The following is a 24078-nucleotide window of genomic DNA, read 5'->3' as shown; positions in this document are numbered from 1 at the left end:
AGATATTTTTCAAGCGGCCGCTTTTTTGGTATAATAAGAGGGATTGAAAAACGGTCGATTCCGACAAAAGTGTAAATCATGCGGCAGGCTTTTTCATATGGTTCCCTCTCCTCCAACCCAATGGAGTGTATCCATGAACAGAAAATTGGCAGATACAGCTAACCTCAAGTCGGTTTCGATACATAGGGATTTCCTTTGATCCAGAAGCGCCAAGGGAATTCGCACGCTTCTTCCGCATAATCGATTCCGATCCGGGGACCGCATTGAATTTGGTGCGGCGCTAGCGGTTTGTCCGGCTCAATCCGGAGCGGAGAATCGCGTAAGTCCCATCCGTATTGTTCTTTGGTAATGCCCATCGCTTGGGCCAATTTTCCCGGTCCGTTGGTAAGGAACTTCAATTGGTTGGCCAGCCGGGAGCCAGCGGGCAAACGCCCGACAGGAATCCCCCGCCGTTGGATCATCAGGGGAATTCCATGGACCGGTTCGATGGCGCGGATCAAAACGGCTTCCGGAGCGCCGGCAGGCCCGCTCACCACGTTGAAGCAGTAATGCAACCCGTAAATTTTGTAGATGTAAGCATATCCGGGCGGGCCGTACATTATGCGGTTGCGGGGCGTGATTCGACCTCCGTAGGAATGGGCGGCTTTATCGCCGGGACCGATATAGGCTTCAACTTCCACGATTTTCCCTGCAGTGCAACCTTCCGCTGTGTCGTGAATCAGCAGGGAACCTAACAAAGCTTTTGCCAAAACGAGAGTCGGTTGTTCAAAAAACGGATTGGATACGGAAGTTGTCATCGTCTACCACCTTGTCGGTATAGTTTTGTTAAGATGAAATGCACCGAGATTCGGCCTCATTGCAAAGATGCTGTGAAAAAAAGAGGGAATTCACATGTTCAAACGGGTCGAGTTGCGTCTTTCCAACCTTTTGTTTCGGATCTTTACGCAAACCAAGCAAATAGAGCGCCTGCTCCGGAAAATTATGAAGGTCGGCGTCTCCGTTTTGCAAGCGGAAGAGGCTTGTTGGTTTACGCTCGAAAAACGGACCAACCAGCTTGTTTTAGAGGCTCGGCACGCGCCCGGCAACGAGACCGAATTGACCCTCACCGGTCGGGAAGTGGCCGGTTTGTTTGGTGATACTCCCGAACAGTTATGGGTCCGACAGAATGAAAACATATTCATCCCGTTGTATGTCAACGGCACCCTCCAATCCGTGCTGGCTTTTTTGCGTGTGACCAGGCAGCCGGACGCTGAAACGGCGCGGATGATCAGCCGCCTTGTCAAACATTTGAACTATCTGTACGAATCCAGGAAAAATCTGCATGACCGGGAAATGTTTCACACCGCGCTGCTCGACATTTCCCGGTTGATCACGCAATCCTACAGTTTTGACGATGTGATTGCGAAAGTGACGAAAAAGGCGTTTGAAGTGGCAGGCGGGTGTTGTGTCATTCTGCTGCTCAGCAAGGATGAGCGGTTCCTGCGCCCCGTTCACGCCTATCATATTAAAAAATCGGACATTCGTAAAATCCCTCTGCCTCCCGGGCCGGGATTCGACCAAACCGTTTACGCGGCAATTGACGAACGCAGAGTGGTGATTGTGGAAGACGCGTTTGCCAGCCCGCTTTCGGATCGTGAGCTGTGCGAAAAGTACGGGATCAAAAGTTTCATGACGATTCCCCTGGCGATTCATGACCGGCCGATTGGAGTACTGTCCGTGAATTTTACGCATCACCGGATTTTTACGGAATTGGAGATCGGCTTTTTCAAAGAACTGGGACATCAGATCAGCCATGTGATCAACACTTTGCAGACCCGGCACGAGATGCTTGAGACCAAGCGCCTGCAGGACCGTCTGATCGAGATGATGCGGGAAATGACCAGCCGGACGAGGTTGCGGGACGTATTGAACGATATGGTTGTAAACACATATCATCTGCTGGACGGAAAAGTAGGGGTTTCCGTGTGGTTGGTCAACGATTCGCAAAGCCGAATCCAGTTGTCGGCGTGGAAAGGCAATGGAATTCGGTTCGACCGCAAAAACAGGATGGGATGCTCCTTGGAAGAACTGGGCAGCGCAGCGGTACTGGAAGATCTGTTTTTGGAAGTCGATCCGGATTCGGGGATCGGGCGGTTTTTCTTCAATGCGAAGGCGGGGTATTCAATTGGGACGCCGCTTATGGCAGGGAAGGATCTGATCGGCATCCTGTTCCTGCATTCCCCGGAAAAGCGGGAATGGTCGGAACGCGAAAAGTTGACGCTGTCCACCATTGGAATTCATGCCGGTCCCATCATCCGGCACGGGCAGCATATCCAGATGCTCGAAAAAGAGTCGAAATTGGACGGCTTGACCAAAGTGTACAACCGGCAGTATTTCGAAAGAGCGTTTCGCGATTATATCGCGCGGCACGCCAATCAAAAGAAGCCGCTTTCCGTTCTGATGATCGACATCGACAATTTCAAGCAAATCAACGACAATTACGGTCACACGGTCGGGGACGCGGTCATGCGTTCGGTGGCGAAGACTCTGGTGGATATGACTCGCCGTGCCGACAGGGTGTTCCGGTACGGCGGGGAAGAATTCTGCGTCTTATTGCCGTGGACCGCCAAGCGGCAGGCCATGCAGGTTGCCGAACGGATTCGGGAATCGGTGGAAAAATCGCAAAAGGATCCAAGGGTCACGGTTTCCATCGGAGTTGCCACTTTTCTTGACGACACCGACGACCCCAAACGGGTGATCGAGCTGGCAGATTTGGCTTTGTACGAAGCGAAAAGCAAGGGAAAAAACCGCGTGATATGCGCCACGTACCCAACGTAAATGTCCCTCCCCGATTCTTACGCTTTGAGTCTTGCGGCCGGACGGAGTGTTCACTCCTGTCCGGCCTATTTTTCCATCTTGCGAACAGCATGCAGACAAAATATGATAGGATAGGATTTAAACGAAGAGCTGACAGGAGACAATGACGAGAATGGAACATCTGGGAGAGAAACTGAAACGCTTGAAAGCCGTTTTCCTGCAGGCGGGCGACGAAGCAAACGCCCGTAAAATACAGCAACTTATCGAAAAATTGGAAAATCGAACGTTTATCGTCGCGTTTTGCGGCCACTTCTCGGCGGGCAAATCCAGCATGATCAACCGGTTGATGGGAAGCGACGTGCTTCCCTCCAGCCCGATCCCGACGAGCGCCAACGTGGTGACCGTTGAAAAAGGGCCGTCCAAAGCCCGGGTGTGGCGGAGAGACGGGTCGTTTTTTGACGTGCCGCTGGCGGATCTCGGGCGACTGAGGGAGTATGCGGTCGACGGGGAAGCGATTGAGACGATTCGGATTCAGCACCCGACCGATTTTTTGCCGGACGGTGTGCAGGTGATGGACACGCCGGGGATCGACTCGACGGACGACGCCCACAAGGTGGCGACCGAGAGCGCATTGCACTTGGCCGATCTCGTGCTGTATGTGATGGATTACAACCACGTCCAGTCGGAAGTGAACCTTGGATTCACAAAAACTCTGAAAGACCGTGGCAAAGCCGTCTGGCTGGTGGTCAACCAGGTCGACAAGCATAACGGGTTTGAACTTCCGTTTGCCGAATACAGCCGCAGTGTGAGAGAATCGTTTGCCGCCTGGGGAGTTGAACCGGATGGGATGTTTTACACGTCTTTGAAAGAGAACGGGCACGAGCATAATCAGTTTGCGGCACTACAGCATGCGCTTCGCCATCTGCTGCTGCACAGGGAAGCCCTGCTGGGGCAGAGCGTTCTGCAATCGGCTCTGCATTTGGTCGAGGAACATGTCCGGCTGGAAGCGGCAAAAAATGACTCCGAGCGGCACGCCTGCTTGGAGATTCTTGCGGAGGCCGGCGCGTTGTCCGATCGGGAAACGGATGGCGAAGATTCGCTGTCGACCGCGGCTGCAAATTTGGCGGAAGCCTGTCGCGAGCGCCTTCGGGAACTGCAAAGAGAAGCGGCGCAAAGCGAATCGTCCGCCGGGCGTCTGAAAGAAGAATTGGAACGGGAATTGCAATCGCTGATCGAGAACGCCACGCTGACGCCTTTTCAGACGACGGAACTCGGCGGGAGGTATCTGGAAAGCCGGCGGCCCGGTTTTCGTGTGGGGCTTCTGTTTGCCGGCAGCAAGACCGGGCAGGAGCGCGAACGGCGTCTTACCGAACTGCACGCCGATTTTGCCGGCAAGGTGTCGGCCAATTTGGATTGGCATTTTAAAGACCTGCTGGTCAGGATCCCGGAACGCTACGGAGTCCGCAGCGAAGAATACGCGAACGCCGTGTACGGTTTGAAACTTGAAATCACCCCGCAGATGCTGGCGGGTTGGGTAAAAGAAGGGGCTCTTGCTACTCCCGAGTACATGTACCAATACGCGAAGGATATATCGGCCGAAGTCAAAAGCATGTACCGGCGGGCGGCGGCCGAATTTGTCGAACACGCCGTCCGGCTGGCGGAATCCGCCGGCGCAAAAGACGCGGGCGAACTGAAAGAGGAACTGGAAAAAACGGCTCGCCTGCTGCAAGCGGCGGAAGCGCTGGAACGGCTGGAACAGCGGGAAGCCGCGTATCGGATGGAACTTGTCGGGATCTTTCAGGAGGAGCGGCAAGCAACTACCGGTTTGGCCGGGTTGTACGCTGCGAATCAGCCGGTGGTGCCGGTGGACGGATTCGGCGGCGTGGGGAACCGGGCGGGGGTTGCGGCGCAGGCCGCAATGCGTGGCGAGTCGGGAGCCGTACGGGAAGCCGGGGAGGAGGACAAGAAGGGAGCCGGAAAAGCCGTTGCGGTCGCTTTGCTTGACCGGCAGCCTTTGCCGGCGGCCCTGACGGAGCGGACGGAAGCGGAACGAAATACAGCCTGGCTGCAAGCGGAGGGAGGAGCGCGACGGCGAACAGGGAAAAATTACAAGGACGCCCTGGTGAACGCAGCCGTCAAATTGCGCGAATCTGCCGGGCAAATCGCGAACATTCCGGGAATGCACACGTTTGCCGCCCATATGACGGCGCGTGCGGAACGACTGGAGCAGAATCTGTTTACCGTCGCTTTGTTTGGAGCGTTCTCGGCGGGAAAATCGTCGTTTGCCAACGCCATGATGGGAAATCTTGTGCTCCCGGTATCCCCCAATCCGACGACCGCCACGATCAACAAGATCCTTCCGCCCTCCCCGGAATGGCCGCACGGGAGCGTTCGCGTCAAGATCAAGTCGGCTGCGGACATCGTGGCGGATGTGAAAGGGTCGCTTGCGATTTTCGGCCATCAGGCGGGTGGACCGGTCGCCGGATCGGGCGGCGGTGAAACGGGACTGCGGGAATTTTTCGACGAGGCGCTGCGGTTGATCTCCTCCTTGGACCCGGAAGAGGTGCCGCCAAACGCGAAACCCCATTTTTCGTTCCTGAAAGCGGTCGAAAAGGGGTGGGCCGACATGCGCGGCCGGTTCGGAGAGGAACTGCGCGTCGATCCCGACGTTTTCCGGGAGTATGTCGCGCGGGAAGAGAAAGCTTGCTTTGTCGAGTGGATCGAACTGTATTACGATTGCCGTTTGACCCGCCAGGGCATCATGCTGATCGACACTCCGGGAGCCGATTCCATCAACGCCCGGCACACGAGAGTCGCCTTTGACTATATCAAAAATGCGGATGCGGTGCTGTTTGTCACCTACTACAACCATGCTTTCTCGCATGCCGACCGCGAGTTTCTGATTCAATTGGGGCGCGTGAAGGACAGTTTTGCGATGGACAAGATGTTTTTCCTCGTCAACGCGGCGGACCTGGCTGCCGACGGAGAGGAACTGGCGGGGGTAGTGTCCCACGTCCGGCAAAATTTGATTGCGTGCGGCATTTCAGCGCCCCGTATTTATCCGGTGTCGAGCCAGATGGCGCTGCTTGCCCGGCTGTCCGAAAAAGATGCGCTCCCCGCTTCGGCGGAACGGGTGTACCGCAAATTGACAGGTGTTTCGGAAGAAGCTGCACTGCCGGACCCGGGCGAGGCGGTGGAGCGATCCGGCATCGGGAGATTCGAGGAAGACTTTATCTCCTTTACGATCGAAGAATTGACGGAAGTGGCGGTACAGGCCGCTGCGGCAGACATCCGGCGAACCTTGATTCATCTGCGGGAATTGATCGACAGCGCAAAAGCGGGGGAAACGGTTCGCGACGAAAAGAAGGCGGCCTTGAATGAAGCCCTGCAGCGGGCGCACTCCGGCATTGGCGCGGTGGAAACCGATGCGGAGATGCGGTCGCTGGAACGGGAGATCGACGAGTTGGTTTATTATGTGAAACAACGGGTCTTCCTTCGCTTCAACCACGCTTTCAACGAATTTTTTAACTCGTCCGTCCTGCGCGACGACGCGCGCGACATCAAAAAGGTGCTGGCGAATTGCCTGCAGGAACTGATCCGCTTCCTGACCTTCGATTTGGCCCAGGAATTGCGGGCGACCGCCGTTCGCGTCGAAAATCAGGTGAACCGGGGGGCGGGCCGGATTTTTGAAAAATTGGCCGCTGTGGTGGCCAATCATCTGGCCGGATGCCAACTGGAACCGTACGAAAAGGCGTCGTTCCCGACACCCGAATTTCCGGAAGAGCTTGCGGGAACCGGAACGGAGAGGTTTGCCGCCGCATTGGCGATTTACAAAAATGCGAAAGACTTCTTTGAGCGAAACGCGAAAGTCCGCATGCGGGACGAGTTGGAGAAGCTTTTGCAGGAGCCGGTTGCGGCTTACCTGACGGAAGGGAGCCGGATCTTAAAGACGCGGTACGCGGAAGCGCTTCAGGATGTCGTCAGGCAGATCCAGCAGGATATAATCAACCAAACAAACGAGTATGCGGACGGACTGCTTGCTGCATTGTCGATGAATGTGGACATCGGGGCTCTTGAGCGGGCGGCGGGGCGCATACAACAATTGTTGCAGGAGCAAGAATAAGAGAGGGCCGGATCCGGAAGGCCGGCCCGGGAATCCGGGGATTAACCGTCATAAGTGTTCACCATATGGTGAGCGGTTTGCGTCAGCCGTTCCCAGACGAATTCCCGAATTTCGCCTTCCAGCCTGATGTCGTCCAGCGCCTGTTTCATGCAGGACAACCAGGCTTCCGCGCGTTTGGAGGTTACGGGAAACGGCATATGCCTCGCCCGCAGCATGGGATGGCCGAACTCCTGGCTGTACAAGGGCGGGCCGCCGAGAAATTGCGTAAGAAACATGTATTGTTTGCGTTCGGTTTCATCCCAGTCGCCCGGAAAAATCGGCGCCAGATCCGGATGCTTGCGAACGCGGGCGTAAAACGCCTTCACCAATTTGCGGACCGTGTCGGCTCCCCCGATCAGCTCATACGGGCTTACGTTCGGATCGTAATTCATAGAGAATCCCCTTTTTATTCTCAGATATCGGTTTCAATATAATTTCAACATAACCGGTGCGAGTTTTCAACCGGGACCGGATCTCCGGCCGGGTAAAACGGCTCATGCCGGAAGGGGACGGGACGGCTTTTTGGGGTCGATACTTTATTTTACCGGCGCTTGTTTTGCTATAATGGAAAGACCTGCATATGCTGTCAAAGCTTGAGGATTGACAACAGGAGGAGGGTGTCTATGACAAACGCGTCCGAAGCAAAACGGCTGCCGAAGCGAAACGAGATTCCGGACGAGATGAAATGGAAGCTGGAGGACATATACGCCTCTGACGAGCAGTGGGAACAGGATTTTCAGGAAATCAAGAGTTTAATTGCAAAAATCCAGGGGTTTGAAGGCAAGTTGCGGGAATCGGCGCAAAATCTGCTGGATTGTCTGAAGACCCAGGACCGGATCACGGAAAAAATGGGCCGGCTCTACGCATACGCACGCATGCGGCGGGACGAAGACAACGCGAACCCTGTCTACCAAGCCCTTACCGACCGCGCAGGAACGCTCAGCGTGCAGGCGTCAAGCGCAACCGCGTTTGTCACGCCGGAGATTCTGTCGATTCCGGTGGAGACGCTGGAGAAATTTATGGCGCAGGAATCCGGCTTGGAACTGTACCGCTTTGCCTTGCAGGAGATTTTGCGGACGAAGGAGCATGTCCTCTCTCCGGCGGAAGAGCAACTGCTTGCGCAAGTCGGGGAACTGGCGCACGGGCCGGGAACGATTTTTGGCATGTTGAACAACGCGGATATCAAATTTCCCAACATCAGGAATGAGAACGGGGAAGAGGTGGAACTGACAAAGGGACGCTACATTCAGTTCCTGGAGAGCAAAGACCGCCGGGTGCGCAAAGACGCATTCGAAGCTCTCTACGCCACCTACAAAAAACACAAAAACACACTGGCCGCCATCCTTCATGCCAGCGTCAAAAAAGACGTGTTCTACGCGAGAGTCCGCAAATACCAATCGGCGAGACACGCGGCCCTGGATGCCGACAACATTCCGGTCGAAGTGTACGACAATCTGGTTGAGACGATCCACGAATACCTGCCTGAAATGTACCGCTATATCCGATTGCGCAAGAAGTTGTTGGGTGTCGACGAACTGCATATGTACGACCTGTTTGCGCCGATCATCCCCGATGTCGATTTCAGGATTTCCTATGGGGAAGCGAAACGGATTGTGGCGGAAGGACTCGCTCCCATGGGAGAAGAATATGTGAAAATCCTGCAGGAAGCCTTCGATTCCCGCTGGATTGACGTGTTTGAAAACGAAGGGAAAACCGGCGGCGCCTATTCCTGGGGGCCGTACGGCACACACCCGTTCGTTCTGATGAACTGGCAGGACAATCTGAACAACATGTTTACGCTTGCGCATGAAATGGGTCATGCCATTCATTCGTATTACACCAACACGACCCAGCCTTTCACATATTCGGACTATACGATTTTTGTGGCGGAAGTCGCTTCGACCTGTAATGAAGCGCTGGTGCTGCATCATTTATTGGAGACCACCACCGACCCGCGGCAAAGAATGTATCTGATCAACCATCATTTGGAGGCGTTCCGCACCACCGTATTCCGGCAGACCATGTTTGCGGAATTTGAAAAGATCACGCATGAAAAAGTCGAGGCGGGTGAGCCGCTGACGCCGGAGCTGTTGTGTCGGGTCTACCGGGAACTGAACTTGAAATATTACGGTCCGGACATGGTGGTGGATGAGGAAATCGATATGGAGTGGGCGCGCATTCCGCATTTTTACAACGCTTTCTATGTTTACAAATACGCGACCGGTTTCTCGGCGGCAATGGCGCTGTCGCAACAGATTCTGACCGAAGGCCGGCCGGCCGTCGAGCGCTACCTCAATTTCCTGAAGAGCGGAAGTTCCGATTACTCAATCAACCTCCTGAAAGGAGCAGGTGTCGACATGGCTTCGCCGAAGCCCGTGCGGGATGCGTTGGATGTCTTCAGGCGGCGTTTGGACGAACTGGAACAGCTTGCGTCACAAGTTTAAAATTAAAATTCTTTTGGGAAAGATGTTCTGGCGGCGGGTGAGAACAAGTGTGAGAATACGCAACAAACAAAAAAAGCGGGAATTGTTTTTTCAACTGAAGGAGGAATTTGTACAAGAACCGGAGAGATACCGCGGCAAATGGAACGCTGAATGTTTCGGACGAAACGCTCCGCTGCACGTCGAACTCGGCACCGGCCGCGGACAATTCATCACAACCCTCGCCTCCCTCCATCCGGAAATCAACTATATCGGGATCGAGCTGTTTCCCGAAGTGATCGTCAGAGTCCAGCAGAAGAAAGCGGCGCTGCAACTAACGAATCTTGCCCTCGTATGCTTTGACGTGGCGGGAATTCCGGAGATTTTCGCGGAACACGAAATCGACCGGATTTATTTGAATTTCAGCGATCCTTGGCCAAAGAAGAAGCATGCGGACCGCAGGCTGACGGCTAGGCCGTTTTTGGACAAATACCGGCAGGTGTTGAAGCCGGGCGGCGAGATTCATTTTAAGACGGACAACCGGAAGCTGTTCGAGTTCTCCTTGAACTCTTTTTCAGAAGCGAACTGGCGGCTTCGCAACATTACATTTGACCTGCATAACAGCCAATTCGCTGAAGGCAATGTGATGACCGAGTATGAAGAACGGTTTGTCAAGCAGGGACTTCCGATTTACCGTTTGGAAGCGTTTTATTGATTCTGGATTTCCATGTAAAAAGCGGACAGAAACTTGCGCACGTGAATCCTGCACCGGGTGGTTTTCTCACCATTTTCAAGCTCCTGCATCCGCATCCGAATCTCCTGAAAGTCGAACAGACGGGGAGCGAAATGTTCAAACGTGGGGTTGGCGTAGTCGGTTAATCCCAAAGATGCGAGATTGGAAAAAGCCTGCAGGACCATCCGCCGAATCCGCTGTTCCATGGCGCGGACTTCCTTTGCCAGTTCATGGGTTTGCCGTTTGCCGGAAAAATGCTGCAGAACTTGCGCATACAATTCCTTTAATTGCGGCAGTTCCCGTAACACGTTTCCCCGTTTTGCTTCTTTCGTCATCCACTGCATGATCAGCAGCAGATCGGGAGCTCCGGCCTCGCCGGCAATTCCAAGCTGAAGCAGCAGATCGTGCACTTTTTTCTCAAGGTTGGGTGCGGAGTCCTGCCGATTCGGCACCTGTCCTTTCTTGTCGAGCACGCTCAGGGATTCGCGAATCGAGTTGAGCGAGGCGGCCAGTGAAAGGTAATTCTCCACCCGTTTCAAGACGGAGAGCACTTCCAGGCGGTTGATGGGCTTTTGAATGTAAGTATCGACTCCTTGCAGGTAAGCTTCCCCGATCATTTCCTTGTTTTCGACCTGGGAAATCATGATAAACCGCCCGTTAAACCCTTCCGCCTGCAGTTGTTTGACGGTTTCGATCCCGTCCCGTCCCGGCATTAACAAATCGATCAGGACCACGTCGACGTCGCGGAGTTGGTCAATGGAGACATGGAGACCGTCCTGCGCTTCGCCGACTACCTCTCCCAGTCCGCTTTCGCCGATGATTCTCTCCAGCATTTTGCGCGTCACCGCGTCGTCGTCGATCAGGAAGAAACGAAGGGCCATCAAATCATCTCCTCTCGAATCAGTTGGCTGGTCGGTATCCGCACTTCAAACCGGGTCATGTTCGGTTCGGAATCGAGAATGGACAAAGTCCCGTTCAATGCAAGCACAATATCTTTTGCGTGGGTCAGTCCGATTCCCGTTGACGGGTTGCCTTCCGTGTCATATTTGGTGGTGTAGCCGGGCGCGAAAATCCACTCGCGGTCTTCGGGGGAAATCCCCGGACCGGAGTCGGTGACTTGAAAGACGATCTCCCCCTGATCCAAATGCACCTGCAATTCGATCTTGCCTTCCGCCGGGATCGCTTCGATCGCATTGGCGACCAAATTGTTTAACACCGACAGGAGCGCGTAGACTTGGTTGGTCGACAGATGAACGTCGCAGGCAGAGTCGATCCGGATCCGTTTGCCGATCAGATCGGCGTATTTTTCGTTGGCCCTGACGACGAGTCCGCACAACTCTTCGATGTTGAGGTATGGAGCAAGTTCCTCTTGCTTGATGATCTTCGACAGTCCGGCAAGAATCCGCTGCGAATCTTTTTTGACCTCATGGACATGTTCGGCGATTTGCAGCGCCAGGACCGCGTCGGATTTTTCGGATTCGAACAATTTTTTATAGAGCTGGTAACTTTTTCTTGTGATCTCCTCTAGAAGACGCAATGATTTCTGGAGGTATACGGCTTCTTCGTAAAGTTCCGAATTGATCAGCAGCAACCGTTCCAGTTCCGACTGCCGGGCATGGGCGAGGGCCCGAACCTGCCGGATCGAAAGCATGTTATACAGGCCGACAACGAAGAAACTGCGCAGTCCGCCAAACAAAAGGAGGATAAAAAACGTTTCCCAGGTAATTGGATAGGATTCCCCAGAAAATTGACGGACAAACAACTCCAGGAAGTTCGAAACCACGTCCGCCGCCGTTCCGATCATTCCGACCCAAAGCGGATGTTCAAAGGATTCCCGGAGCCGGGTGGCATGAATGATCAGCGCGAAACAAAAGTAGTAAAAGGCGGAAGGAAAGTGCATGTGAAAACTGGATTGCCAGGGAATATCATTCGCGGCCACATCCAAGACCACCCGGAACCCCAGGATAAACAACCCGACCAGGAATCCGGTCAGCAGAACGGGGACGGTGCGAAACCAGAGCATGCCAAAAAAGAAGGCGGCAATGCCGAGTGAAAACCGAAACGTATCTCCGAACGGATTCATTTTCATTTCGCCTAAAAAAGCGGTTGCCAGCATTATGAGCAGTAGGATTATAACACGTTCACGCATTGCGCTTTCATCTCCAAATAAACGCTTGGAAAAAGCAAAGGGGGTCCCTAAACAGCAGCCGGTTTGCGTTATGGCCGGTCTCGCTTTTTGGGGAGATGTTTGATCCCTGCTTTCTATAGTACAGGAAGCAGGGAATCTTGTCTTGCGGGGGTGGGATGGGCTATGCATGTTTGCTCTCAAGGCGCCGGGCAAGTATTGACAGTGCGTAATTTACCGCGAAGTACATCATGGAAGCAAGCAACAGAATCGGGATGACAAAATCGGCGTGTTTTGCGTAAGTGATCTGTGCGTTGTGCAACAGTTCCGGCAACGAAATGATCACCGCCAGCGACGTATCCTTGAGCAAGGAGATAAACTGGCTGACGATCGGCGGAACCATTCGGCGAAGCGCCTGCGGCAATATAATGTGCCACATGGTTTGCGTATAGGTAAGCCCGGAAGATCTTGCCGCCTCAATTTGCCCTTTTTCAACGGAATTCAAACCGGCGCGGACGATCTCGGACAGCATTGCTGATTCGAATACCGTAAGCGCGGTGATTGCCGCGGGTTCGACATCGAGTTTGATGCCGACTTCCGGCAGTGCGAAATACACGAAAAAAATAATCAACAACAGCGGGAGATTCCGGATCGTTTCGACAAGCACCGCCAAAATGCCGGACAAAACGGGAATTTTCGCATATCTGAGAATCCCGATCACAATTCCGATCGTGAAGCTTAAAAGAATGGAGATAAACGCCACACGGAGTGTAACCCCAAACCCTTGCAGGAGGAACGTTACGTGATCGATTGTATAGGCTCCAACAAAATCCATCCGTCACCCTCCTTTAGTGGTCTCTTGCCAACCGGCGTTCCAGATATCCGACGCTCAGACTCAAAGGCACTGTCAGCAGCAGGTAGAATACGGCCACGAAAATATACACGTCAAACGTCACAAACGTGTCGGCGGAAATCAAATCCCCGTAATACATCAGGTCCAAGCCCGCAATCACGCCCAGAACGGAAGAATTTTTGATCAAATTGATGAATTGGTTGCCAAGGGGCGGAATGACAATCTTCATCGCCTGCGGCAAAACCACGTACCGCATCGTCTGCATATAGGTCAATCCTGACGATCTTGCCGCTTCGGTTTGACCTTTGGGTACGGCCAGAATGCCCGCCCGGATCGCTTCCGCGATAAACGCGGCCGTGTAAACGGTCAGCCCGAGGGTACCGGCGCTAAATCCGCCCAACGGGATTCCCACCGCCTCCAATCCCAGATAGAATGCAAAAACCACGAGAATAATCGGAATGTTGCGGATAAATTCGACATATGCGGTTCCCAGCCAGTTCAGAGGCCGGATTGGAGCGATTCGAAAGACGGCAATGACGGTTCCCAGCACAAAGCTGCCGATCAGCGCAAGGATGCTGGATCCAATCGTATGAATAAACCCTTTCATGTACATATCCCAATGATCGAGCAGTATGGTAAATTTGAGCATCTGGTCCCTGCCCTCCTTGTTTCAGCCAGGAAGTAAGCGGGATGAGCGGCAGTCACCGCCCATCCGTACCTGCCGATTATTTCTTCGGTTTTTCGCCGATCCATTTCTCGTAAATTTTGTCGTATTCGCCGCTCGCTTTCAGTTCTTTCAGCAAGTCGTTGATCACGCTCACGAAATCTTCGTTGCCTTTCTTGACCGCAATCCCGTACGGTTCGTCAGAGAACGTGCCGCCAACCAGTTTGAAGTTCGGGTCTTGCTTTGCAAAGCCTCTCAGCAAGGCGTCATCGGTGGTGAGGGCGTCCCCTTTTCCGGCTTTCAGCGCGGTAAATGCTTCCGCGTAGTTTTCAAATTCAAGGACTTCGGCTTCCGGAGCTTTGGCGCGGATGTTTTTCGCCGAGGTGGAGCCTTTTGCCGTAAGCACCTTGACGCCTTTTTTCACATCCTGAATTCCGGTGATTTTGCTGTCTTTCGGCACGAGCAGCGATTGCCCCGCCATAAAGTACACATCGGAGAAGTCCACCTCTTTTTTACGTTCCTCGCTGATGGTCATGGTTGCGACAATGGCGTCAATGTCACCGTTGTTGAGCATCGGGATGCGGGTTTTTGAAGTGACTTCTTTCAATTCAAGCTTGTTTTCATCGCCAAGGATTTTCTTCGCCAGAGCTTTTGAGATGTCGATGTCGAAACCTTCCACTTGGCCGGTGGCGGGGTCTTTATATCCGAACAGCGGGAGATCGTATTTGACGCCTACGACAAGTTTTCCGCGTTGCTTGATCGCGTCAAGAGTTTTCGCCGCTGCTTTCGGAGCGCCGCCGGGCGGCTTGTTTCCGCCGTCGGCAGCGGGTTTGCCGCCGCAACCGGCCAGCGCAGCGGCGGTCAGGGTCGCAACCAGACCGAGTCCCAAGAATTTTTTCCAGACTTTCATTTGACAATCCCCTTTCGATCGTTTTTTAATGATTTAAGATGCGGCCGAGAAAGAGGCGAGCCCGCTCCTGGCGCGGATTCGCAAAAAATTCAGCCGGTGGTGCCTCTTCAACGATCTGTCCGCGGTCCATAAACACAATTCGATCCGCCACTTCGCGGGCAAATCCCATTTCGTGGGTGACAACCACCATGGTCATCCCTTCCCGCGCCAACGTTTTCATGACATCCAGCACTTCACCGATCGTCTCCGGGTCGAGAGCGGACGTGGGTTCGTCGAAGAGCATGATTTGGGGTTTCATCGCCAGGCCGCGGGCGATTGCCACCCGCTGCTGCTGGCCGCCCGAAAGCTGGGAAGGATATGAATTCGCTTTATCCGGAATTCCGACTTTTTCGAGATACCGCATGGCGGTTTCCGTGGCTTCTCTCTCGGGAACGCCCAGTACCTTCATGGGAGCCAGTGTAATGTTTTGCAGCACCGTTTTGTGCGGATAAAGATTGAAGTGTTGGAATACCATGCCGATATTTCGGCGTAGTTTATTAATATCCGTGTTCTTGTCATTGACTTTGATGTTGTTTACAATCAATTCACCGCTCGAAATCGTTTCAAGGCGGTTGATGCAACGGACCAGGGTGCTTTTTCCGGAACCGGACGGCCCGATAATGACTACCACTTCTCCTTGTTTGATATGAAGGTTAATGTCTTTGAGGACATGGAAGTTTCCGTAGTGTTTATTGACTTGATGGAAATGGATCAACAAGTATCCCCCCTTCTTTAAAAAGATGTGAAGAATCGTTGAAGGAATTGTAAACGGCAATCTACCGAAAACTACGAAAAACTACAAAAATAAAAATTTGTAACGAAATTTTTTTAGAAAGCGACTGTGGTGCAGATTTGGATTCTGTATTTTTGCCGGCCGGATCGGTTATCATGAACTTGCGTGGAGACCGCCCCAGGGTGTTTGACTATCGGATGAACGAGGTGTCTCAAATGAAATTTGTCGACCAGTTGTACGAGTTATATAAGAACAAGCTGACCGGGGACGAGGAGGACATAGTGATCGTCGTTTCGGGGATTTTGTCCGAATTGACGCGCGATGAGATGATTGCGTTGATCAAGGATATGGGCCAGGAAGAAATCTATCAGATGCTCGGAACTTATACGGTGGAGAAGCTGCGGGTGAAGCTTGTGGAAAAAGGGGGCGGCGTGACCGATCAGGCGTTTCCGCCGGACGGGCTGATCCATTGATACTTGGATATTACCCGCACGGGGTAAAGGCGTGTCTGAAACGGGCATGCCTTTTGGTTTGCACCTGATTCATGACATGTGTGTGGAGATGACAAGAGAAAATGTTTGATCCCACTGTATTTGACAACTTAAAAGTCGTCTTGGAAGGCGGGCTTTATGATCTGGACCGCGAAGGTCTGGTACGGGTGACGGGCAGGGAGGATCTCGTCGATTTGGCGAGTTTGAGCCGCTCGTTTAAAATGCGGTTTGCTCTGCCGGACAATGATTCTGGATTTGCGGAGATCGAATTGGCGAGCGGATTGTCCGATTTTGCGTCCGAATTGGCCAGGCTGCGGATCGTCAAGCCTTCGCCGCCGGGCTGCAAACTTCGGATCCGATACCAATTTGAGCCTTGGGGAGGAGACGATTCCCGTCTGGCGGAAATCGCCCGCACGCTTTGCGATTGGTGGTCGGATGAAGCCGAGGTTCGGCAGACAATCGAATCGCACCATCGGACTGAGGAACGGCAGCACCGGATTCAAACGCGTTATATCGCCATCCTGACGTTTCGCAACAAGATCCGGGAGGAACATATTGGGGAGCTGCAGCGGTTGCTCCGCCATCTGGCGCAGTCGTTGGAAAAGTTGGCAGAGTTGTTGCGTTGAATCCCCTGCTTTTTCGACGTGGTTTTACAAGAAAAGGATAACAGTCAAATGTTGACGAATCTAACAATACAGAAAACGCTGAGGAGGAACCGGCAAAATATGCGGTACGTTTCGATTGATTCCGTTGAACCGGGCAACGTGTTGGCTCGGAGCATCTATACCAGTGAAGGAATACCGCTTTTGAATACGGGTGTGCAATTGACGGTCGGTATGTTGTCGACTCTGCGGAGGCTCGGAGTATCGGCCGTTTTTATCAAAGACGACCGGTTTGCCGATGTGGCAGTGGAAGAGGTTTTGTCGGAACAAACCAAACGGGAAGCCTTGGCCTCGTTTTCCACGGCGATGCAATGCGTGCAAACGGGAAAGCGGATGTCCTCGAAAGCGATTGTCGAGTCCACGTCCAACATCATCGACGACATCATGCGAAATCAAAAAGTGCTGATCAATCTTTCCGATATTCGAACGAAAGACAATGCCCAATTTCTGCATGCGCTGCAGGTATGCACGCTGTCGACGGTCATTGGGGTCAATCTCGGCCTTCCGCGGCAACAGCTTCAAGAACTGGCGATTGGAGCTCTCCTGCATGATATCGGCAAATGCGAGATTCCGGATAAAGAGAAAAAACAGGAGGATGCCGAACTTGAAGGAGTCGTCGAAGATTATAAACAACATACGTGGCGGGGATACAAGCGTTTGCGCAAAATAAAGGAATTCAGCATCACGATTCCGCATGTGGCGCTGCAGCACCACGAGCATGTCGATGGGACCGGATTCCCGCGCCGGCTTGCGGGTGAGGACATTCACCGCTATGCCAAAATCGTCGCGATTGCCAATTTTTTTGACAACCTTGTGGCTGGAGACGGGATCGACGGCAAAAAGATGATGCCCCACGAAGCGACAGAATATCTGATGGGGTTTGCCGGCAAACGGTTTGATTTGGAAACCGTCATAACCTTTCTCAGGTGTATCGCGATTTATCCCAACGGCACTTCCGTCAGATTGAGCACCGGACAGATCGGGGTGGTGGTTGGACAACATGGCGGCCTTCCGGCACGCCCGATTGTGCGCCTGTTTCAAAAGGACTGGGATGAGCACAGTGTACGGGAGATTGACTTAGCCAAGGAAACGACCGTTTTTATCACTCAGGTTTTGCACGAATAAACCGTGTCAAAAGCCCACCTTCCCGCATATAGAATCGAGAGAGAAACTTTAGGAGGGTGGATATGCGGACCGTTAGCTTGCGAAATGGCGAGGAAGTAACCATACGTGCCTGGCAGGAGCAGGATATTCAGAAACTGTACCTTCTCATGGAGGAAGTGGGAAAAGAAGGACAAGTGATGCTTGGTGCGAGACTGCCTTTCGGAGTCGAACAACTGTATCAGCAATATTATTACACAGTGCCCAACAATCATTTGACTCTGGTGGCGGTCAGTCGGAACGGGGATGTGTGCGGCTGGCTTCGCTGCGACCGTTCGATGGTGCCGTGGATGGGGCACAATGCGACAATCTGGATGGGCATTGCGCCTTCCTGGCGGGGACAGGGAATCGGCGAAAATTTGATCAAAGAGGCTTTTGCATGGGCAGCGGAACATGGGATCGAACGGGTCGAACTCGGAGTCCGCGGCTCCAACAAACCTGCATTGAGCCTTTATCAAAAAATGGGATTTCATGAGGAAGGCCGGAAGCTGCGTGCCATCAAATCGGAGGAAGGATATGACGACGACATTTGGATGGGCGTCTTTCTTGACAAGAACGGAGTGCCGAAAAAATTAAAAACCCCGGTAAAACCGAAGAAGAAAGCCGCCAAAGCGAAAATGCTCCGCTCCTGAAAAAATCATGTCGAGACATGTTTGTCGGGTTGGTGGTTCTTTCAAAGCCCTGAAAGTATCGGGAAACTTCCTGCGGAAGTTTGAAGTTCCCGGCAGCAAAGGGCTTTTTTTCTACTTTCTTAATTTAAGCACCTATAAAAATAAACGAAAATTAAAATTCGGAAAATAGATATTGATAACTTCAAAAATATTGTTGTAAGATAAATTTCACCAGTGAAACTTTGGGGGAAAGGGAGTCGGAGAATGGAGAATGAAGCAGGTGAACAAATGTATGAGGTGTGGGTGGGATTAACCTGGCTTACATATGACTTGGAACAATTTGAAAAACTCGTTCTGGCGTGGGATTGCGAATTTGGTTGCCAGGTGCAGGAGAATCTCGATTCCGTCACGTTGACAATCGGTAAGCCGCATGAAGCGCAACTGCTGTTGCAGGGTCGCAGAACGCGCAAAAGTGTGCGGTTTTACTCGGGGCGATTGTTGGGCGGAGCGCTTGATGAGGAAATGCTTTTCCGCCTGTTTCAACAGGTTGTGTCTGTGCAAACAAAAGCCACGGATATTTTGGGGCTTGTCATTAAAAAAGATGGCCACCACGACCGCCCCTTGGTGATTTGTAACGGAGAACTGATTGACCAGGCGCGAATGATGGACATCTTGTGGGCGCACTTTTCCGCTACCCGGGTGCGGGAATCGAGACGCTTGGAAGAAGTGTACCATTTTTTGCGTGACGTGAGCGGCAGTCTAGCGCTTGGATTGTGTCTGACGAGAGCGGTAGGAAATCTTTTTGTCCTGGACATGCTGTTCTAGAATCGGTTTGGGCACCCGGTAAGTGTCTCCGAACTTTAACGCTGGGATCTCGCCTTTTGCCGCTTTTCGGAGAACGGTTGAATACACCATCGGGCCGAGTGTTTCCGACAAGAGTTTTTGTGTTTCGTACAATGTGAGAAATGGAGTATCCAACCGGATCTCCAGCGGTTCGGCTGTGGTCTTGTGCAGTGCAACCACTTCCGAGAGGACGTAGCGGTTGAATTTTTTTATCTCCGGGCGTTTTTTCGCATCCTGGTGCAGCATGCCAAGCAGTGAAGAATAATCGACTTTAAACAATTTTGAGAGTTGTTCGATTGTGCAGTAAACAGGGTTCATCGAAAGTCCTCCAATCCGGTTAAGACAAATCCTTTTGCAAAATTTCGATGGGAATGTAATAAGTGCCTCCCAGATTATAAGCTTTGATCTGGCGGTTGTGAATCCATCGTTTCAGGGTCCGTTGTTCGACGGAAATCCCGTATTCTTCCAGGATATCAAGCGCCCCCTGGATCTTGGTGAATTGCCGCTTGATCGGCCGCTTGCATTCCCGGTAGTGGCTCCATTCGGGAATTTCAAAATCCCAACAGCGGTTTGCGGCGAGGTAGTTTTCAAAATCGATTGTGGAAACGCTGGTTTTATCTTGTTTTTTTGCGTAAGGCAATTCGTTTGTCCGTATTTTCTGCCGAACAGCAGCATCTGTTATCCCCAATACGGTTGCAAGTTCCACTACCGTATAATATTCCATCTGGTTCGCCCCTTTTCTACAGGTATACGAATATAAAGCGATATTTTTGTCCCGCTCTTGAGTATATTATAAAGCTTGCCGAAGGAGCCAGAAATACTGGCGGAAAAAGCAAAAACAAAAAACATTTGCTTTTATAACAATGATAAAGTATAATAATATCGAACAGAATCAGCAGCGCTGCATATCATCCCCCACGGTTGCCCGTACAAAGTTTTATTTTGATATTCCCCGATGGCGGCCGGTTTTTTCCCTCCAACATTGTGCCCCGCAACACATCCTCCGCAAACACCCGCAGTGTGCCGCATACGCCCCCCGCACACTGCGGGCCTCACCGAATTTTACGAAACGGTTCCAAAACAGAGGGACGCGTTCTGTGATATAATTAACCAACAACTTTGCATGGATGAACCGAAACTGTCAAAAAACGTTAGCAGGAGATTGCTCGGAAAGGACGAACTGCAGATGGCCAAGCAATCCTTAAAGCTATCGCCAAAGAAAAAAAGCGGCACTTCTCCCGTTTCAATCCGCTTGCGCGTAGGTGAAACGGTGACAATGGATGTCAACCGGCTGGGAATCAACGGGGAAGGAATCGGATATGTCGAGCGGCAGGTCGTTTTTGTCGATGGCGCGTTGCCGGGCGAAAAAGTGGTGGCAAGAATCGCGCGAGTGGAGCCGAATTTTGCGAGAGCGAAGCTGTTGCGTATTGTCAAGAAGTCGCGGCATCGAGTGAAGCCCGTGTGCCCCGTTTATGAACAATGCGGCGGTTGCACGCTCCAGCACCTGGATTATCAGGCACAGTTGGAATGGAAACGGGAACTGGTCAGGGAAGCTTTTGCCCGCTATACAGGGCTGAACGATCTTCCGATACAGCCGACGATCGGGATGGAACGCCCCTGGGAATACCGGAACAAAGCCCAACTCCCGGTAGTGGTGGTCGACGGCAAATTGGTGGCGGGACTGTATGCTCCCGGTTCCCACAGATTGGTTGATACGTCCGCTTGCCCGATTCAACATCCCATTACAAACGAGATCGTGCGGGTGGTCTGCGACACACTGGAAGAATTGGGGATTCCCGCTTACGATGAGAGAAAACGTTTCGGGGTTGTCCGCACCATCGTGCCGCGCATCGGTTTTGAAACGGGAGAAGTCCAACTGACTTTGGTGACCCGCAGCGCAGAACTGCCCAAAAAGCGGGAATTGATCGGCCGGTTGCGTGAACGGCTGCCGCTGCTCACCAGCATTATGCAAAATATCAATCCTGCAAAGACCCCGCTTGTGTTCGGCGACACAACCGTCCTGCTGTGGGGAAAGGAAAAAATCGGGGAACGGCTTGGAAACATTCGGTTTGCGCTGTCGCCGCGGGCTTTTTTTCAATTGAATCCTGTACAAACCGCGAATTTGTATAATCTTGTAGCGGAAGCGGCCGCGTTGACGGGAGAGGAAACGGTGGTCGACGCATACTGCGGCGTGGGCACCATCAGTCTCTGGCTGGCGCCGAAGGCAAAGGAAGTTTTGGGAATTGACGTGATACCGGAAGCGATAGCGGATGCGAGAGAAAATGCGGTACGCTCCGGCATCCGCAATGTCCGGTTCGAAGCGGGGAAAGCGGAAAAAATTCTTGCTGACCGGGTGCAAAAAGGGTTCCGTCCGGATGTGATCGTAGTCGATCCGCCCCGCACCGGGTGTGCTCCGCCGCTTTTGCAAGCGATGCTGAAAGCGTTGCCGAGGCGAATCGTGTATGTATCCTGCAACCCTGCCACATTGGCGAAGGATTGCAAAATTCTGCTGCAGAAATACCGAATCGAAAACATACAACCTGTCGACATGTTTCCGCAAACTTCGCATGTGGAGTCCTGCACTTTGCTGGCAAAACAATAAAAACCGCGGGAGACAAAAATTCTTTGTCGCTCGTAAAATTGCAACAGGAAAACAATAGCTTGTCAGCGAATATGCTTGTATAGGAGGAGTTCGGTCAACAGGGGGTAAATTGCTTGCAGGCGAAACGGAAGCACAGATTCAGTCTGACCAAAAAAATTGTGTTTGGAATCATGGGGTTGGCGCTGGTAACTTATACCACGAGCGCATTTTTCATTTTCTTTCTAAAAGACTTGATCGCTCCCAACATGCCGGAAGTTTTGTTTGTTTCCGGCACCCTGATGTTGGGGATTATTTGGTCGGGAATACTCGGGTATTTCGCTGCGAAGTTCATCACGAAACCGTTGGTTGTGTTGGAAGAAGCGGCTCGTCAGGTTGCGACGGGAGATTTGCGCCAAAATCTGCAGATTCCGAAATCGGATGATGAAATCCGCGCCCTTGGTCTTGCTTTTCAGTCAATGTTGGAAAACTTGCGCACCATGGTTCAAAACATTGAACAAAATTTCCAACAAACGCACGCCAATGTAAACGAGCTCACACACTCGTCCGAAGCGGCTGCGAATTCGGCGGAAACGATCGCACGCACGGTGGACGAAATCGCCGTTGGTGCCGAGAAGCAATCGGAATTGACTGTCAAGACGGCGGAATTGATTTTGGAAGCAACCGGTTTGGCGGAAAAAGTCAACGAACGGGTGCAGGAATCGACTTCTCTCTCAAGGGATTTGGTAAAAATTCTCGAACAGGGAGCCGAGATAGTGAAAACTCTCGTCGGCGGCATGCAAAGCATTGCGCTTGCCAATCAAGACTCGATGCAAGTCGTCAACAGGCTGGAAATCAACGCCCGGCAAATCGGCGACATCATCGGGGTTGTCGGAGAAATTGCCAATCAAACCAATCTGCTTGCGTTGAATGCTTCCATTGAGGCGGCAAGGGCCGGGGAACACGGTCGCGGTTTTGCGGTTGTTGCGGAAGAAGTCCGCAAATTGGCGGATCAAAGCCGTACCGCTGTCGAACAAATTACGGAACTGATCCGCGACATGCAAAATGAAGTGCAGGAGGTCGTCGGACAGATTTCACGGCAAGCCGAAAAAGCCGCAGCTGAATCCGCGAGAGGAGAAGAAACCACCAGGGCAATCAACGAGATGAAAAAATCCGTCGATGTAGTTGTCAAGGCGGTTGAAGAAATTGGCAGCTTGATGGAGCTGCAGGTTAAAACGATGAACAATGTCATTGACGAAGCGCAAAATGTGGCGGCGATCGCGCAGGAATCTTCCGCTGGTGCAAGACAGGTGGCGGCTTCCGTGCAAGATCAGACTGCGTCCATGGAAGAAATTGCAGCTTCCGCACATCTACTGCGCGAGTCTGCAGAGAATCTGCAAAAACAGATTTCATCGTTCAGAGTATAGTAGGTAATGCGTGGTTTCCCGTTTCCCCGGAACTTTGGCAAACTGCCGATACGATATTGATCCCGTGCAGGCGAGGTGCAGCCATGTCAGGAGAAGTTTTGTCCCCAAACTCGAAACCGGAGTTTCTGTTTAATATGCTGTACAACGAAACACTGGAATTGGCGGTGCAACCGATTGTCAATTTGCACACGGGGAAAGTTGAGGCGGTTGAAATTTTCAGCCGGGCACCCGGCGATGCGCTGTTTCCGGAGGAGATGTTTCGACTGGCACGGCAGTACGGTGTTTTGGAACAGCTTACGCTTTTGTCCTGCAAAAAGCTACATCAAAAGATCCATTTTTTAAAACCGTTTGTTTCAAAAGGCGTATTTTTTAATATCGAGGCGGACGTTTCCAGACAAACGCTGGAAGAAGTCAGCAAATTGCTGGCGCTCTTGGATGAAACACCGGTTGTGTTGGAAGTCACTGAACATATGCCTTCAGGTTTCCCCTGGCGGAATTTTGCAGACAAAACGGGGGTGGCCGTCGCGATGGACGATTTGGGAAAAGGCAACTCCAATATGGTGGAACTGCTCAACATGAAACCGCATTTTGTCAAAATTTGCATGGAAATCGTGAGCGATTTGCATAAAAACGGAACCAAGGTGGTTATGATCGAGAGTTTCAAACGGCTTGGGGATTTGTTAAATTTGCAGGTGATTGCGGAAGGGATTGAGACGCCGGAAGATCTCCGGAAACTCCGTGAATTGGGGATAAAGTACGGTCAGGGATTTTATTTTTGCCCGCCGTATCCCATCGAACAAGTGCCCGAGGATGAATGGCAAACCGGGTATCAGTCGAAGATTTAATTGCAGTAATTTGAAAAAATGGATG

The 24078-nt window shown here is 52.3% G+C and carries 22 protein-coding genes; 12 read left to right on the top strand and 10 right to left on the bottom strand.

Annotated features, from left to right (window positions below; genetic code table 11):
* Positions 1 to 164 precede the first annotated feature (164 nt).
* The gene (locus AC4ED1_RS03735; RefSeq protein WP_490936059.1) at positions 165 to 797 is read right to left on the bottom strand and encodes a DNA-3-methyladenine glycosylase; all 633 of its coding nucleotides are present in this window, start codon (positions 795 to 797) and stop codon (positions 165 to 167) included.
* A gap of 94 nt (positions 798 to 891) precedes the next feature.
* On the opposite strand from AC4ED1_RS03735, the gene AC4ED1_RS03730 reads away from it, so the two are divergent.
* Together AC4ED1_RS03730 and AC4ED1_RS03725 are read left to right on the top strand one after the other, a co-directional pair.
* A complete protein-coding gene (locus AC4ED1_RS03730; RefSeq protein WP_490936058.1) occupies positions 892 to 2817 on the top strand; it encodes a sensor domain-containing diguanylate cyclase in 1926 nt (641 codons plus the stop codon).
* Positions 2818 to 2968: 151 nt separating this feature from the next.
* A complete protein-coding gene (locus AC4ED1_RS03725; protein ID WP_490936057.1) occupies positions 2969 to 6919 on the top strand; it encodes a dynamin family protein in 3951 nt (1316 codons plus the stop codon).
* A 41-nt stretch (positions 6920 to 6960) separates the two neighbouring features.
* On the opposite strand, the gene AC4ED1_RS03720 is transcribed toward AC4ED1_RS03725, so the two are convergent.
* Positions 6961 to 7350 carry a globin domain-containing protein gene (locus tag AC4ED1_RS03720; RefSeq protein ID WP_490936056.1) on the bottom strand — a complete coding sequence of 130 codons (390 nt, stop codon included), beginning with the start codon at positions 7348 to 7350 and terminating at the stop codon, positions 6961 to 6963.
* 231 nt (positions 7351 to 7581) lie between these two features.
* Between AC4ED1_RS03720 and pepF the strand changes: the two genes are divergently transcribed.
* Positions 7582 to 9402, top strand: coding sequence for an oligoendopeptidase F (gene pepF, locus AC4ED1_RS03715; protein ID WP_490936055.1), 1821 nt, complete (start codon positions 7582 to 7584; stop codon positions 9400 to 9402).
* A gap of 49 nt (positions 9403 to 9451) precedes the next feature.
* Positions 9452 to 10093: a tRNA (guanosine(46)-N7)-methyltransferase TrmB gene (gene trmB / locus AC4ED1_RS03710; RefSeq protein ID WP_490936054.1), complete on the top strand. Its 642-nt coding sequence runs from the start codon at positions 9452 to 9454 to the stop codon at positions 10091 to 10093.
* Here trmB and AC4ED1_RS03705 read toward each other — a convergent pair.
* The 6 genes from AC4ED1_RS03705 to AC4ED1_RS03680 form a co-directional block, all read right to left on the bottom strand.
* The gene (locus tag AC4ED1_RS03705) at positions 10087 to 10992 is read right to left on the bottom strand and encodes a response regulator (protein ID WP_490936053.1); all 906 of its coding nucleotides are present in this window, start codon (positions 10990 to 10992) and stop codon (positions 10087 to 10089) included. The genes trmB and AC4ED1_RS03705 overlap by 7 nt on opposite strands.
* A complete protein-coding gene (locus tag AC4ED1_RS03700) occupies positions 10992 to 12260 on the bottom strand; it encodes a sensor histidine kinase (protein WP_490936052.1) in 1269 nt (422 codons plus the stop codon). Before AC4ED1_RS03700 ends, AC4ED1_RS03705 begins: the two co-directional genes overlap by 1 nt.
* A 160-nt stretch (positions 12261 to 12420) precedes the next feature.
* Positions 12421 to 13071 carry an amino acid ABC transporter permease gene (locus AC4ED1_RS03695; protein ID WP_490936051.1) on the bottom strand — a complete coding sequence of 217 codons (651 nt, stop codon included), beginning with the start codon at positions 13069 to 13071 and terminating at the stop codon, positions 12421 to 12423.
* Positions 13072 to 13084: 13 nt separating this feature from the next.
* Positions 13085 to 13738: an amino acid ABC transporter permease gene (locus AC4ED1_RS03690; RefSeq protein ID WP_490936050.1), complete on the bottom strand. Its 654-nt coding sequence runs from the start codon at positions 13736 to 13738 to the stop codon at positions 13085 to 13087.
* A gap of 76 nt (positions 13739 to 13814) precedes the next feature.
* Complete coding sequence (locus tag AC4ED1_RS03685; RefSeq protein ID WP_490936049.1) at positions 13815 to 14663, bottom strand: ABC transporter substrate-binding protein; 849 nt, start codon at positions 14661 to 14663, stop codon at positions 13815 to 13817.
* A gap of 25 nt (positions 14664 to 14688) precedes the next feature.
* Complete coding sequence (locus AC4ED1_RS03680; RefSeq protein ID WP_490936048.1) at positions 14689 to 15417, bottom strand: amino acid ABC transporter ATP-binding protein; 729 nt, start codon at positions 15415 to 15417, stop codon at positions 14689 to 14691.
* 173 nt (positions 15418 to 15590) lie between these two features.
* Between AC4ED1_RS03680 and AC4ED1_RS03675 the strand changes: the two genes are divergently transcribed.
* From AC4ED1_RS03675 to AC4ED1_RS03655, 5 genes are all read left to right on the top strand, one after another.
* Positions 15591 to 15908: a DUF6154 family protein gene (locus tag AC4ED1_RS03675; RefSeq protein WP_490936047.1), complete on the top strand. Its 318-nt coding sequence runs from the start codon at positions 15591 to 15593 to the stop codon at positions 15906 to 15908.
* 101 nt (positions 15909 to 16009) lie between these two features.
* Positions 16010 to 16552: a hypothetical protein gene (locus AC4ED1_RS03670; protein ID WP_490936046.1), complete on the top strand. Its 543-nt coding sequence runs from the start codon at positions 16010 to 16012 to the stop codon at positions 16550 to 16552.
* Positions 16553 to 16651: 99 nt separating this feature from the next.
* Complete coding sequence (locus AC4ED1_RS03665) at positions 16652 to 17713, top strand: HD-GYP domain-containing protein (RefSeq protein WP_490936045.1); 1062 nt, start codon at positions 16652 to 16654, stop codon at positions 17711 to 17713.
* A 62-nt stretch (positions 17714 to 17775) separates the two neighbouring features.
* Positions 17776 to 18381: a GNAT family N-acetyltransferase gene (locus AC4ED1_RS03660; protein WP_490936044.1), complete on the top strand. Its 606-nt coding sequence runs from the start codon at positions 17776 to 17778 to the stop codon at positions 18379 to 18381.
* 243 nt (positions 18382 to 18624) lie between these two features.
* The gene (locus AC4ED1_RS03655) at positions 18625 to 19185 is read left to right on the top strand and encodes a hypothetical protein (RefSeq protein ID WP_490936043.1); all 561 of its coding nucleotides are present in this window, start codon (positions 18625 to 18627) and stop codon (positions 19183 to 19185) included.
* On the opposite strand, the gene AC4ED1_RS03650 is transcribed toward AC4ED1_RS03655, so the two are convergent.
* Together AC4ED1_RS03650 and AC4ED1_RS03645 are read right to left on the bottom strand one after the other, a co-directional pair.
* A complete protein-coding gene (locus AC4ED1_RS03650) occupies positions 19120 to 19521 on the bottom strand; it encodes a DNA-binding protein (protein ID WP_490936042.1) in 402 nt (133 codons plus the stop codon). The genes AC4ED1_RS03655 and AC4ED1_RS03650 overlap by 66 nt on opposite strands.
* Positions 19522 to 19540: 19 nt before the next feature.
* The gene (locus AC4ED1_RS03645) at positions 19541 to 19927 is read right to left on the bottom strand and encodes a helix-turn-helix domain-containing protein (RefSeq protein ID WP_490936041.1); all 387 of its coding nucleotides are present in this window, start codon (positions 19925 to 19927) and stop codon (positions 19541 to 19543) included.
* A 462-nt stretch (positions 19928 to 20389) separates the two neighbouring features.
* Between AC4ED1_RS03645 and rlmD the strand changes: the two genes are divergently transcribed.
* The 3 genes from rlmD (at position 20390) to AC4ED1_RS03630 (ending at position 24053) form a co-directional block, all read left to right on the top strand.
* Entirely contained in the window at positions 20390 to 21805 is a 1416-nt protein-coding gene (gene rlmD / locus AC4ED1_RS03640) for a 23S rRNA (uracil(1939)-C(5))-methyltransferase RlmD (protein WP_490936040.1), read from the top strand.
* 113 nt (positions 21806 to 21918) lie between these two features.
* On the top strand, positions 21919 to 23208 hold the full coding sequence (locus tag AC4ED1_RS03635) for a methyl-accepting chemotaxis protein (RefSeq protein ID WP_490936039.1): 1290 nt from the start codon (positions 21919 to 21921) through the stop codon (positions 23206 to 23208).
* A gap of 83 nt (positions 23209 to 23291) precedes the next feature.
* Positions 23292 to 24053 carry an EAL domain-containing protein gene (locus AC4ED1_RS03630; RefSeq protein WP_490936038.1) on the top strand — a complete coding sequence of 254 codons (762 nt, stop codon included), beginning with the start codon at positions 23292 to 23294 and terminating at the stop codon, positions 24051 to 24053.
* Positions 24054 to 24078: the final 25 nt, after the last annotated feature.

The organism is Effusibacillus sp. SKA8 (genome assembly GCF_058273125.1).
Note: the sequence above shows the minus strand (reverse complement) of the source record. Positions and strands in the feature narration are given on the sequence as shown.

Bases quoted from the DNA above. Each gene is read 5' to 3' on its own strand.
- AC4ED1_RS03645 (WP_490936041.1), bottom strand. From the start codon at position 19,927: ATGGAATATTATACGGTAGTGGAACTTGCAACCGTATTGGGGATAACA.
- AC4ED1_RS03720 (WP_490936056.1), bottom strand. From the start codon at position 7,350: ATGAATTACGATCCGAACGTAAGCCCGTATGAGCTGATCGGGGGAGCC.
- AC4ED1_RS03670 (WP_490936046.1), top strand. From the start codon at position 16,010: ATGTTTGATCCCACTGTATTTGACAACTTAAAAGTCGTCTTGGAAGGC.
- AC4ED1_RS03655 (WP_490936043.1), top strand. From the start codon at position 18,625: ATGGAGAATGAAGCAGGTGAACAAATGTATGAGGTGTGGGTGGGATTA.
- AC4ED1_RS03695 (WP_490936051.1), bottom strand. From the start codon at position 13,071: ATGGATTTTGTTGGAGCCTATACAATCGATCACGTAACGTTCCTCCTG.
- AC4ED1_RS03630 (WP_490936038.1), top strand. From the start codon at position 23,292: ATGTCAGGAGAAGTTTTGTCCCCAAACTCGAAACCGGAGTTTCTGTTT.
- AC4ED1_RS03700 (WP_490936052.1), bottom strand. From the start codon at position 12,260: ATGCGTGAACGTGTTATAATCCTACTGCTCATAATGCTGGCAACCGCT.
- rlmD (WP_490936040.1), top strand. From the start codon at position 20,390: ATGGCCAAGCAATCCTTAAAGCTATCGCCAAAGAAAAAAAGCGGCACT.
- AC4ED1_RS03675 (WP_490936047.1), top strand. From the start codon at position 15,591: ATGAACTTGCGTGGAGACCGCCCCAGGGTGTTTGACTATCGGATGAAC.
- AC4ED1_RS03660 (WP_490936044.1), top strand. From the start codon at position 17,776: ATGCGGACCGTTAGCTTGCGAAATGGCGAGGAAGTAACCATACGTGCC.
- AC4ED1_RS03730 (WP_490936058.1), top strand. From the start codon at position 892: ATGTTCAAACGGGTCGAGTTGCGTCTTTCCAACCTTTTGTTTCGGATC.
- AC4ED1_RS03735 (WP_490936059.1), bottom strand. From the start codon at position 797: ATGACAACTTCCGTATCCAATCCGTTTTTTGAACAACCGACTCTCGTT.
- AC4ED1_RS03690 (WP_490936050.1), bottom strand. From the start codon at position 13,738: ATGCTCAAATTTACCATACTGCTCGATCATTGGGATATGTACATGAAA.
- AC4ED1_RS03685 (WP_490936049.1), bottom strand. From the start codon at position 14,663: ATGAAAGTCTGGAAAAAATTCTTGGGACTCGGTCTGGTTGCGACCCTG.
- AC4ED1_RS03705 (WP_490936053.1), bottom strand. From the start codon at position 10,992: ATGGCCCTTCGTTTCTTCCTGATCGACGACGACGCGGTGACGCGCAAA.
- AC4ED1_RS03665 (WP_490936045.1), top strand. From the start codon at position 16,652: ATGCGGTACGTTTCGATTGATTCCGTTGAACCGGGCAACGTGTTGGCT.
- AC4ED1_RS03725 (WP_490936057.1), top strand. From the start codon at position 2,969: ATGGAACATCTGGGAGAGAAACTGAAACGCTTGAAAGCCGTTTTCCTG.
- AC4ED1_RS03650 (WP_490936042.1), bottom strand. From the start codon at position 19,521: ATGAACCCTGTTTACTGCACAATCGAACAACTCTCAAAATTGTTTAAA.
- pepF (WP_490936055.1), top strand. From the start codon at position 7,582: ATGACAAACGCGTCCGAAGCAAAACGGCTGCCGAAGCGAAACGAGATT.